Raw genomic sequence first — 11,884 nt, forward strand, 5'->3', positions numbered from 1 at the left:
TTAATTTATGATTTATATACTCTCCTGTTTTCTAGATATTTAATCATTTTGGACAGTTTTGCTATAAATATTTTCAAGCTCATTATATAATGAATTAAAATCTATATCTTCATTTTTATATAAAATCTCTTGCATAATAACATTATCTTCTTTATTATTCCAGATTTTTTTATAATTTCCCTCTTTATAGCCATGGTCTTGTCTAAATTTATTTAAAACATTTTTCCCAATATAAAGTTTATATAAATCATCAAAGTTTAAACCAACACTATCACAAGCTTTAAAAAATGTTTCAAGCAGGCTTTCTTGATATGGCTCGCTATCATTTTTAATTAAAGCGAGAGCCATCAATTCTTCAAAAATATCAAGATATTCATTAATTTTTTTATTATCTTCAAATTCCCATTTTTTTGGAATATGAATATCAGATTTTGAATCTTTTAGATTATCTATCAAATTTGTCAATTCTAAAGGGGAGTGAAATTTTAAAAGATAACTCATAATAAAATGCCAAATATCCACAAGTTCAATTTTTATATTTTCAATATCCAAATCTGCTTCAATATTTTTCCAATGTTTCCAAGGAAAAGAGTCAATTAACTCTGCGCTTTCCATATAAATACATCTTTTCCAGTTAATAATTTTTCCGTTTTTAGTTATATCTTCTCTCCAATTTGGACCATTTGTATCACTGTTTAATTCATTTTGCAATTGAAGCATTTCTAATATTTTTTCTTTCACACCATTCCTTTTTTAATTTTTTGAAATTATAACCAAAAAAGAATGTAAAAATTCAAAAATTAATATATAATAAATTATAGACGATAAATAAAGAAGGCTATAATGATTATAGAGGCAAGTGCAAAATATTATAATAATCCTATAGTTGAAGCCGCAAATATGTTTTTGGTTCTTGATGAAAATAGAATTATAAAATATGCAAATAGACATTTTTGTAGGCTTACTGGATATAGTGAAGATGATTTGATTAAAAAAAGCATATATAGGATTTTCCATCACGATTTTCCAGATAAAATTGATAATGAAATATGGCAAAAAGTCAATAATAAAAAAATGTGGCTTGGTGAGCTTCAAATTGTTTCCAAAAATCAAAAAAAACTTTGGGTTTTTTCAAGAATTCTACCTATTATCGATGAAAAGAAAGGGAAAATTGTAGAATATGTTGTTTTAAGCAATAATATAACTAAATTAAAAGAAACTGAGTTAGAATTGATTAAGGCAAGAGATAAAGCCGAGAGAGAAAAACTAAAAGCTATAAAAGCAAATAGGTCAAAATCTTTATTTTTTGCATCAATGACACATGATTTAAGAACTCCATTAAATGCGATTTTAGGATATTCTGATATATTGCTTGCAAAAAATGATCTTGATGAAGAGGAAAAGGAGATATTAAATACTATTAAATTTTCTGCAGAATCACTTAGAGATTTAGTAACAGATATTTTGGATTATTCTCAATTAGAAGCTGGTAAATTATATATAAGCAAAATTGAGTTTGATATAAATGATACAATAGACAAAATTTTTAAAACAATGGAAAGTCTTGCAAGTACAAAAAATATTGAACTTATTTTAGATAAAGATGAATTTACAGAGGATATAATAGGAGACCCTGGACGTCTGAGGCAAGCTTTAATAAATCTTTTAGGAAATGCTATAAAATTTACACAAAATGGATATGTAAAGTTAAAAGTGAAAAAAAATTTTGAAGATGATGAAAATATTGAGATATATTTTGAAGTTGAAGATACAGGCATAGGGATAGATAAAGATAAAATAGAAACTATTTTTAAAGAGTTTAGTCAAGAAGATGAGAAAGTATATGAAAAATGTGGAGGGACTGGTTTAGGGCTTTTTGTAACAAAAAAAATTATTGAACTTCATGGTGGCAAAATCGATGTAGAAAGCGAAAAGGGAAAAGGAAGTAGATTTTTCTTTACTATTAAATTTAGAAAATCAAAAAATATACCATTTACTCCTAAAAAAGATGTCTCTGGCAACTTAATTAGCAAATATACTATTCTTTCCGTAGATAGCTGCGATATTAATCAGGCATTAATTGCTATAATATTAAAAGAGTATAAGCTTAGATTTGCAAAAAGTGCTGAAGAAGCTTTAAAGATATTAAGAAACGAAAAAATTGATCTTATTTTAACTGATGTAAAACTACCTTTGATGAATGGTGTAGAATTTATACAAAAATTAAAAGAAGATTATAAAGATACACCAGTTTTTGTATTAACAGGATATTTTTATTCACCTATGCAAAAAGCAAAAGAGGCATATCTTAGGCTGGGATTTGATGAGTATGTTCCCAAACCTATAAGAGTTACTGAATTTAAAAAATTAATAAAAAAATATTTAAAAGAGTGAACTCTTATTGAAAAATCAAACTATAAAATAAAAAAGTTAAAACTTTTTTATTATTAAAAATCTATTGCTACTCTATAGTTAGGATCATCTTCTTCCCATGTGCAGTAAGGGCCTGCCTCTTTAAGAAGCTGCTTGCATTCTGGACTTAAATGTCTTAAAACTATTGATTTTCCAGCTTCTTTATATTTTTTTGTGATTTTATCAATAGCTTCTACACCACTTTGATCCATAACACGAGCATTTTTGAAATCTACCACCACTTCAAATGGATCATTTTTGGGATCAAATTTTTCTAAAAATGAGTGTACAGATCCAAAAAAGAGAGGTCCTTCTAGTTCATATATTTTACGTTCACCTTCCATATGTACTTTTGTATATATTTTTGCATGTTTCCAAGCAAAAACTAGAGCAGAAATTATTACTCCGGCAATTACTGCTATCGCTAAATCAGCAAAAATAGTTATAATAGTAACGGTTACCATCACAAAAAGATCATCTTTAGGCATTCTTTTAAAATGACCAAGACTACTCCAACTAAAAGTTGCAATTGCAACAACAAACATTATTCCTACTAATGCTGCAAGAGGTATCAAAGCGATATATTTACTAAGTGCAACGACAAAAAGAATAAGCAAAATTGCCGCAGTCAAAGATGATAGTCTACCTTTACCACCGCTTGTGAAGTTGATCATAGATTGTCCAATCATAGCACAGCCTGGCATTGCACCAAAAAATCCACAAGTCATATTTCCAATCCCTTGTGCAACACACTCTTGATTACCGCTTCCTCTCTCACCACTCATCTCATCTAAAACGGAGAGTGTTAAAAGTGATTCAATCAATCCTACAAGAGCTATAATGATAGAATAGGGTAAAATGGTTTTAAGTATATCAAAGTTTAAAGGCACAGTTGGAATATGAAAGCTTGGAAATGATCCGCTTATGTCTGCTAAATCTTTAATCTGTTTTGTATCGATATGAAATAGAAGAACTAGTGCAGTAATGGCGATAAGTGCTCCTAAACTTGCAGGTATCGCTTTTGTAAATCTTGGAAGAAAATAGATAATTGCCATAGTTAGTACGACCAAAAAGATTGTCATCAAATTGCTATCTTTAATCAAAGGTATCTGACTTGTTGCAATTACAATAGCAAGGCCATTTACAAAGCCATAAATTGCAGGTTGTGGGACGAGGCGTATAAATTTCCCAAGACGAAAAAGACCAATAAGAATCTGTATAATACCAGCAAGTACTGCCGCCCAAAATATATATTCTACGCCATGTTTTAAAACAAGATCAACTAATACTATTGCAACTGCCCCGGTAGCACCACTAATCATTCCAGGTTTTCCACCAATGAGAGCAGTTATAAGTCCTAAGATAAAAGCAGTATAGAGTCCAACTTGAGGGCTAAGACCAGCTATAAGAGAGAATGCAATCGCTTCAGGAATGAGAGCAACTGCTACAACAGTGCCACTTAAAATATCATTTATTGGATTTGTTGTAAAATTATAGCGTTTTTTTAACGACATTAATACCTTTCATGATTTATAATTGTATAAATTTATTTGTATGAGGGATAAGAGATTAGCGAGTGAGTCTCGCTAATTCCTCTTCAATTTTAGTAAGTTTTTCTTGAGCTTCATGGAGAGCTTTTTTGTTTTGCTCAACTACATGTGCAGGAGCATTTTTAACAAAGTTTTCATTTGAGAGCATTTTATTAAGCTTTTCAATCTCTTTATTGATTTTCTCTTTTTGTTTTGTGAGACGATTGATAATTGGAGAAAGATCGATTCCTTCTAAAGGTATAAAAACTTCTACATATTCTCCAATATCAGCAACCGCATTTTCAACCGGTTTATTTACAAACTCTACTGTTTCGACTTTTGCAAGTTTAGTGATATAAGCCTTGTCTGATTCTTGCAAATCAGCTTTAATCAAAACTTTTGGAATATTTTTGTTTGCCATATCAATAAGAGCTTTTGCGCGGCGGATAGTAACAATTGTATCGATAATTTTGGCAAATTTAGCTTCAATTTCTTTATCTTGTTCTTTAGCTTGTGGATATTCCATTATCATAATCGATTCATTTGATTCAAGATCACTGCCACTTAGCATTTGATAGATATATTCACTAATAAACGGCATAAATGGATGAAGAAGCTTCATTGCTTCTTTATATATGGCTCCGAGTTCACCTACTGAGCTTTTATCCGCTTTGCTAAGCTCAATACCCCAATCGCAAAACTCGCCCCATAAAAATCTATAAAGTGTTGTTGCCGCATCATTAAATCTATAATTGTCTAGATATTCTCTTGTCTCTTTTATTGCTTGATTTAATCTACTTGCAAAATATTTTCCTAAATCTGTTTTTATTTCTTTTTTTTCTAAATCATCAAACTTATCTTGATTCATAAGTAAAAATCTTGCAGCGTTATATAGCTTATTGGTAAAGTTTCTTGAGAGTTCAAGTTTTTCTTGAGATAATCTTATATCTCTTCCTTGAACTGCTAAAATTGCTAAAGTAAATCTTAATGCATCTGTTGAATATTTTTCCACCATTTCGATAGGGTCAATTACATTTCCCCTTGATTTGCTCATTTTTTGACCATGTTCATCTCTAACAAGAGCATGGAGATATATATCTTTAAATGGGATCTCTTTCATAAAATGTTCACCCATCATAATCATTCTTGCAACCCAAAAGAATAAAATATCAAATCCAGTAATTAAAAGATCATTTGGATAAAACTCTTTTAGGTCATTTTCATACCATTTTTCTCCTTTTCCCCAATCTCCATTTCCCCATCCAAGTGTTGAAAAAGGCCAAAGAGCTGAGCTAAACCAAGTATCGAGCACATCTGGGTCTTGATAAATATTGTTTGAGCCACATTTTGGACAATTTTTTTCATGCTCACTTTTGCTTGCCCATTCATTTCCACAATCTTTACAATACCATACAGGTATTCTATGTCCCCACCAAAGCTGTCTTGAGATACACCAGTCTCTTAGCTCTTTCATCCAGGCATTAAAACTGTTTATCCAATGGCTTGGATAAAATTTTGCTTTGCCTTCATTAACTTTTTCTACTGCAGGTTTAGCAATATCGGCTTTTACAAACCACTGTTTTGATATATAAGGTTCTACAACATTTCCACATCTATAGCAATGGCCAACTTGATGTTTATAATCTTCAATTTTTTCAATAAAGCCTTCTTCTTTTAATTTTTGAACTATTTTTTCTCTTGCTTCTAATCTCTCAAGCCCTTTAAATTCACCTGCATTTTCATTTAAAATGCCTTTTTCATCAAAAACTTTTATAAATTCAAGATTATGTCTTTTACCAACTTCATAATCATTTGGATCATGTGCAGGTGTAACTTTAACGGCTCCGGTACCAAACTCCATATCAACATAATCATCAGCAATAATAGGAATTTCTCTATTAATGAGAGGAAGTCTTACTTTTTTACCTATTAAATCTTTATATCTTTCATCATTTGGATTTACCATTACAGCTGTATCACCAAAAAATGTCTCAGGTCTTGTTGTTGCAACAACAATGTATCTATCTTCTCCAACAATAGGATATCTAATGAAATACAGTTTTCCTTCTTCTTCTTTATACTCAACTTCAATATCGCTTAGTGCACCATCATGGGTACACCAATTAACCATATAGTTACCTCTAACTATGAAGCCTTCATTATATAAAGTAACAAATGCCTCTTTTACTGCATTTTTTAATCCTTCATCCATAGTAAAACGTTCTCTGCTCCAAGCAGGACTTACACCTAAAATTTTTAACTGTTCTACTATGGCATTACCATATTTTTCTTTCCATTTCCAAACTTTTTCTAAAAATTTTTCTCTTCCTATCTCCTCTTTTGTAACTCCCTCTTTTAGTAACTCTTTTTCTACAACATTTTGTGTTGCAATTCCAGCATGATCTGTTCCTGGCTGCCATAAAGTTTTATATCCATCCATTCTTTTATATCTAACTATTATATCTTGAAGAGTAAATGTTAAAGCATGTCCAATATGAAGGCGACCAGTAACATTTGGCGGAGGCATCATAATACAAAAATTTTTATTCTTTTTTTGTATGTTTTTATTACCATCTACTTCAAAATAGCCTCTATTTTCCCAAATTTTATAAAATTTTTTCTCTATCTCTTTTGGATTATATTTTGTTTCATTTCCCATAAAAATTTTTACCTCTACTTTAAAATTTTTAGCGCAATTATAGCAAATATATGTACAATTAGCTCTTAATTTTGGAATATTAGAATTAAGTGTTAAGTATATAGTGGATTAGTGGAATAGGGGTAAGGAGATTAGGTAGGTGGTTGAGTGGTTTTATTCTATTACTATTCAACGATTTTAACCTTTTTAACCACTCAACCAAATTTTCAATTCCTAATTCCCAATACACCCAAATACCAATCACTAATTCCAATTCCTAATGTCCAATGTCATTAATTTAAAAGGAGATAAATGCCTATTTCAAGGCTAAATGAAGAACAGTTTAAAGCAGCAACAGCACCTTTTGGTTATAACCTTGTTATAGCAAGTGCTGGAACTGGTAAAACTTCTACAATAGTGGGCAGAATTGGGTATCTTCTTGATAAAAATATTTTACCTGAGAATATTTTACTTCTTACTTTTACAAATAAAGCTGCAGCCGAAATGATAGGTAGAGTTGCAAAATTTTTTGGTAATGAAAAGGCCAAAAAAATCGAATCTGGAACATTTCATGCTGTATGTTATAGATGGCTTAAAAATATTGATGAAAATATTGTTTTAAAACAGCCAAAAGAGTTAAAAACCCTATTTAGAAGTATTTATGAAAAAAGAAATTTTATAAATTTTGAAGAAAAGCCATATAAAAGTTCATATCTTTATGATTTATATTCACTTTATCAAAATAGTGTAAGTAGTTTAAGTTTTGGAGAGTGGATAGCTAAAAAAAATGAACTACATATTAGTTTTATTGATATCTATAATGATATAGTAGATGAATTTGAGGTAACAAAAGAGAAATATGGTTTTGTTAGTTTTAATGATCTTTTAATATTTGCAAAAAAAAGAGCCAATAAAATAAAAGAGTTTGATGAAATTTTAATTGATGAGTATCAAGATACCAATAATCTTCAATCTTCATTAATTGATTCTTTAAAATCAAAATCTCTATTTTGTGTTGGAGATTATGATCAAAGTATTTATGCTTTTAATGGTGCAAATATAAATATTATTGCAAATTTTAAAAAAAGATATAAAGATGCAAGAGTTTTCAATCTTTCAAAAAATTATAGATCTACAAAATATATACTTAATTTGGCAAATAAAGTAATATTAAATAATGAAAGAATTTATCCTAAAAAACTTGAAGTTGTTAGAAAAGATGAATATGAAAAACCAAAACTTTTAATATATGATGAGTTAATGGAACAGTATAAAGATATTGCTAAAAGAATTAAAAATTCAACTACCAAATATGAAGAGATAGCAGTAATTTTTAGAAATAATTCTAGTGCAGATGGAATTGAAGCAAGTTTAAGAGAGTTTGGGATAAATTGTAAAAGAAGAGGAAGTATTAGTTTTTTTGATGCAAAAGAGATAAAAATTGTTTTTGAAATGATATCTTTACTTATAAATCCAAAAGATGTAATGAGTTTTATCCATATATTTGAATATGCAAAAGGAGTAGGGCCTTCAATTGCAAAAGAGATATATGATGGTTTAGAAAAATTAGGTGAAAGAGATCCAATAAAAGGACTTTTAGATCCTATTGAGATAAAAAATCCGTTCGAGAGAAAAATCAAAAATCATCAGTTAGGCCTTTTTGATGATTTTCTTTTACTGGGAAGTAAAAGTAGATTTAAAGATCTAAATTTTGAAGAAAATTTTTATAAAAGTTCTATTTTAACACATCCTAAACTAAGTGTTGATGGTGCTAAATTTTTATACGATTTATATAAGCTTTATAAAGATTTAAAAAAATTCAAGCAACCATTAAGTATTGTTTCAAAAATAGTAGATTCAGATCTTTATATAGAGATAAGAGATGTTATTGCTAAAAAAAGAGCAACATTAAAAGATGGCACAATTGATAAAAATCTTTATGATGAGCAGATAAATAAAATTTTTAGAAAAACTCTCCTTTTGAAAGAGTTGGCAAAACCATATAAAGATATAGAGAGATTTTATAATGCTATGATATTAGGAAGTAATGAAATAAGTGAAGGGGTAGGGGTTAATTTACTTACAGTTCATGCAAGTAAAGGTTTGGAATTTGATGATGTTTATATTGTAGATTTAGCTGATGGAAGATTTCCAAATAGAAAACTTATTAGTAAGACTGGAAGCTTAGAAGAGGAAAGAAGGCTTTTTTATGTTGCAGCAACAAGAGCGAAAAATAGACTTTTTTTATCTTATGCCAAGTATGATAGAGTAAAAAAAATGGAGTTTAAACCATCTCCATTTCTTTTTGAAGCAGGTCTTATTTAATGACCTTTAACTGCTTTTGCCATATCCCACATTGGTAGGAATATACCAAGAGCTAATAATAGAACTAATGCTGCAATGATTGTCAGTAAAATAGGTTCTAAATATGATGACATATTATCTAAAATATAGTTAAATTTCATTCTATAATAGTCTGATACTTTTCTCATCATTGCATCAAGTTGACCACTTGATTCACCAGCACCAATCATTTGAATAATCATATTTTCAAATAATTCTGTCTCTTTAAATGAATCAGTCAAAGAGACACCTCTTTCAACATAAACTTTAACAGTTTCGAGTTTTTCTTTTATGAAGCTATTGTCAACCATAGCTACAGCACTATCTAATGCTTCAGCGACTGGTATACCAGCAGCAACAAGTTCTGTAAACACAAGTGTAAATCTACTTAATGTAGCATAATATATAATATCTTTTATCAAGTAGACTTTTAAGAGATATTTATCTATATTATATTTTATAGATTCATTGTTTCTATAAAGATAAATAATAACAAAGACTATAATAATTAAGCCAACTAATATTTGAATACCATATGTAGAAAAAGCATGTTCAAGCCATAATAAAATTCTAGTAGGCAATGGTAATTCTGCATGAAATCTTTCAAATATAGCTTTGAATTTTGGAACAACAAACATAATTAAAACGACAAAAGCTATTGCCATTGCTGTTAGTGTAATAAGTGGATATCTTATAGCTTTTTTAAATTTTAAAATATTTTCTCTAATCTCTTCAAGAATATTTGCTAAAGTAAAAAGAGCTTCAGGCATATTACCTGTTTGTTCACCAAGTTTTATCATAGTAACTGTAAGGGAGCCAAGCTGATATCTAAAATTTTCCACTGATTCAGATAAACTTAGACCAGAATTTATATCTTCAGCTATTTGATGCAAAATTTCTTGCAGAGTTTTATCAACTGTTGAATTTGCTATCTCTTTTAAAGCATCATATATTGGAATACCTGCATTTGTCATAACAGCAAGTTGTCTAACAGACGCTATTAAGCTATCTGGTTTTACTTTTTTTTGCTTAAAATAGGAAAGAATTTTATTTTGAATATCTTTTAATCTTTCTTCAAGAGGTGGAGTAGTTTCTTGAACTCTTATAATCACTCCACCTTTTTTAAGCTTTGCTAAATGTAAAGCTTCTTCCCTATTTTCTGCTTTTACTATAATTGACTCTTTTCTACCTTTAAGTAGTAAATCTAATTGAAAATATCTCATGTTAATCTCGTTACCCTTAATACTTCTTCTATAGTTGTTTCTCCTTCAAGAGCTTTGTTGATGCCATCTTGAAGCATATTTATAAAACCATGTTCAACTGCATAATTTGTGATTTTTTCTTTACTCTCTTCACGAGCAATCATACTTGATAATTGATCATCTACAGTTAAAACTTCTGAAACCATCTCTCTTCCAAGATATCCTGTCATATTGCAATGTTTGCAACCTTTTCCTTTGTAAAATTGATAATTTTGAGGCAGGTACTCTTTTAGGTCTCTTTCAATATTTGGCAAAATTGTTGTAGGAGCTTTACAATATGGACAAATTTTTCTTACTAACCTTTGGGCTTCTATTGCTATTAATGATCCACTTACTAAATATGGCTCAATTCCCATATCAACCATTCTTGTAATTGCACTAATAGCATCATTTGTATGCAGTGTTGATAATACTAGGTGTCCTGTAAGCGCAGCTTGAACTGCGATTCTTAATGTCTCTTGATCCCTTATCTCACCTATCATTATAATATCTGGGTCTTGTCTAAGAATTGATCTTAATGCAGTAGCAAAAGTATATCCGATTTTAGGCTGAACTTGGGATTGTTGTACAAGATTCATCTGATATTCAATAGGGTCTTCAACAGTTATTATCTTTTTTTCTATACTTCTAACCATATTTAAAGCACCATAAAGTGTAGTTGTTTTACCACTACCTGTTGGTCCTGTTACAAGAATAATACCATAAGGTGTTTTTAAAGATTTTACAAATTTTTTATAATTATAATCGCTCATACCTGCATCTTCAAGCTTTATCATAGCTTTAGATTTGTCAAGTATTCTCATTACTATAGATTCACCAGTCATAATAGGAAGAGTTGATACCCTAAAATCATACTCTTTTTTCATAATTGTTGCAGAAAATCTACCATCTTGTGGTTTTCTTTTTTCTGCAATATCAAGATTTGATAAAAGTTTTATCCTTGAAGATAAAGGGGGATATATATCTTTATCAAAAATAAACTGTTCTGTTAAAATTCCATCAATTCTTGTTCTTACAATACAATTTTTTTCTGTTGGTTCTATATGTATATCACTTGCTCTAGAAAGAATAGCTGTTTGAAGAACTATTTGAATTAGCCTAAGTATCGCGCTGGATTCTCTTGCATCATTTACATTACCTGCATTTATCTCTTTTCTAATCTCACTAATAAGTCCTTTAACACTCTCACTTAACTCTAATTTATTTAAATATCTTTCGATCTGCTTTACAGGTGAAATAGCAACTTTTATCGGTTTTTTTGGAAAAAGTCTTTGGATCGATTCTTGAGCGCTCATATCCAGAGGATCTTTAAAAGCAACTAATATATTTATATCCTCTTCTTTAATAGGAATAGCTTCATATTTTTTTAATTGACTTAAAGGAACTTTTGAAGCAAGTCTAAAATCTATATCAATAGAATCTAAATCTATGAACTCTATATTTAAAATTTTTGCAATATATTTTAGAACTTTTTCTTTTAAATTATTTGGGAGAGGTTCAAGATCATCAATACTTAAACTACCTTCTCTAATTAGGTCTCCAAAAAATTTTATAACAAAATTTTCAGAGATTATTCCTTTTGAAATTAAATTATGTAATAAATTTTTTTCTGTAGTAGTACTGTTTTTTATATGATTTAAAGTTTCAGGAGGAACAATAGATTTTTCTAAAAGAAGTGAAGTTAATTTTTCCATAATGTC

At 29.3% G+C, this 11,884-nt stretch carries 7 protein-coding genes; 2 read left to right on the forward strand and 5 right to left on the reverse strand.

Annotated features, from left to right (window positions below):
- Window positions 1-39 precede the first annotated feature (39 nt).
- Window positions 40-741, reverse strand: coding sequence for a dUTP diphosphatase (locus QML81_RS07585; protein ID WP_281950823.1), 702 nt, complete (start codon window positions 739-741; stop codon window positions 40-42).
- 102 nt (window positions 742-843) lie between these two features.
- Here QML81_RS07585 and QML81_RS07590 point away from each other — a divergent pair, with 102 nt between their 5' ends.
- Window positions 844-2,394 carry a PAS domain-containing hybrid sensor histidine kinase/response regulator gene (locus tag QML81_RS07590; RefSeq protein WP_281950824.1) on the forward strand — a complete coding sequence of 517 codons (1,551 nt, stop codon included), beginning with the start codon at window positions 844-846 and terminating at the stop codon, window positions 2,392-2,394.
- 53 nt (window positions 2,395-2,447) lie between these two features.
- On the opposite strand, the gene QML81_RS07595 is transcribed toward QML81_RS07590, so the two are convergent.
- Together QML81_RS07595 and QML81_RS07600 are read right to left on the reverse strand one after the other, a co-directional pair.
- Window positions 2,448-3,926 carry a SulP family inorganic anion transporter gene (locus QML81_RS07595; protein WP_281950825.1) on the reverse strand — a complete coding sequence of 493 codons (1,479 nt, stop codon included), beginning with the start codon at window positions 3,924-3,926 and terminating at the stop codon, window positions 2,448-2,450.
- A gap of 55 nt (window positions 3,927-3,981) precedes the next feature.
- A complete protein-coding gene (locus QML81_RS07600) occupies window positions 3,982-6,600 on the reverse strand; it encodes a valine--tRNA ligase (protein WP_281950826.1) in 2,619 nt (872 codons plus the stop codon).
- 291 nt (window positions 6,601-6,891) lie between these two features.
- Here QML81_RS07600 and QML81_RS07605 point away from each other — a divergent pair, with 291 nt between their 5' ends.
- A complete protein-coding gene (locus tag QML81_RS07605; protein ID WP_281950827.1) occupies window positions 6,892-8,904 on the forward strand; it encodes an ATP-dependent helicase in 2,013 nt (670 codons plus the stop codon).
- Here QML81_RS07605 and QML81_RS07610 read toward each other — a convergent pair.
- Both QML81_RS07610 and QML81_RS07615 read right to left on the reverse strand, forming a co-directional pair.
- Complete coding sequence (locus tag QML81_RS07610; RefSeq protein ID WP_281950828.1) at window positions 8,901-10,145, reverse strand: type II secretion system F family protein; 1,245 nt, start codon at window positions 10,143-10,145, stop codon at window positions 8,901-8,903. The two genes, QML81_RS07605 and QML81_RS07610, sit on opposite strands and share 4 nt — an antisense overlap.
- Entirely contained in the window at window positions 10,142-11,878 is a 1,737-nt protein-coding gene (locus QML81_RS07615) for a GspE/PulE family protein (RefSeq protein WP_281950829.1), read from the reverse strand. The genes QML81_RS07610 and QML81_RS07615 overlap by 4 nt, the downstream gene beginning before the upstream one ends.
- Window positions 11,879-11,884: the final 6 nt, after the last annotated feature.

The organism is Nitrosophilus kaiyonis (assembly GCF_027943725.1).
Classification (GTDB): Bacteria; Campylobacterota; Campylobacteria; order Campylobacterales; family Nitratiruptoraceae; genus Nitrosophilus_A; species Nitrosophilus_A kaiyonis.

What these genes read in the sequence shown, in the direction of transcription:
- QML81_RS07590 (WP_281950824.1), top strand. Translation starts at nt 844, where the DNA reads ATGATTATAGAGGCAAGTGCAAAATATTATAATAATCCTATAGTTGAA.
- QML81_RS07595 (WP_281950825.1), bottom strand. Translation starts at nt 3,926, where the DNA reads ATGTCGTTAAAAAAACGCTATAATTTTACAACAAATCCAATAAATGAT.
- QML81_RS07600 (WP_281950826.1), bottom strand. Translation starts at nt 6,600, where the DNA reads ATGGGAAATGAAACAAAATATAATCCAAAAGAGATAGAGAAAAAATTT.
- QML81_RS07605 (WP_281950827.1), top strand. Translation starts at nt 6,892, where the DNA reads ATGCCTATTTCAAGGCTAAATGAAGAACAGTTTAAAGCAGCAACAGCA.
- QML81_RS07610 (WP_281950828.1), bottom strand. Translation starts at nt 10,145, where the DNA reads ATGAGATATTTTCAATTAGATTTACTACTTAAAGGTAGAAAAGAGTCA.
- QML81_RS07615 (WP_281950829.1), bottom strand. Translation starts at nt 11,878, where the DNA reads ATGGAAAAATTAACTTCACTTCTTTTAGAAAAATCTATTGTTCCTCCT.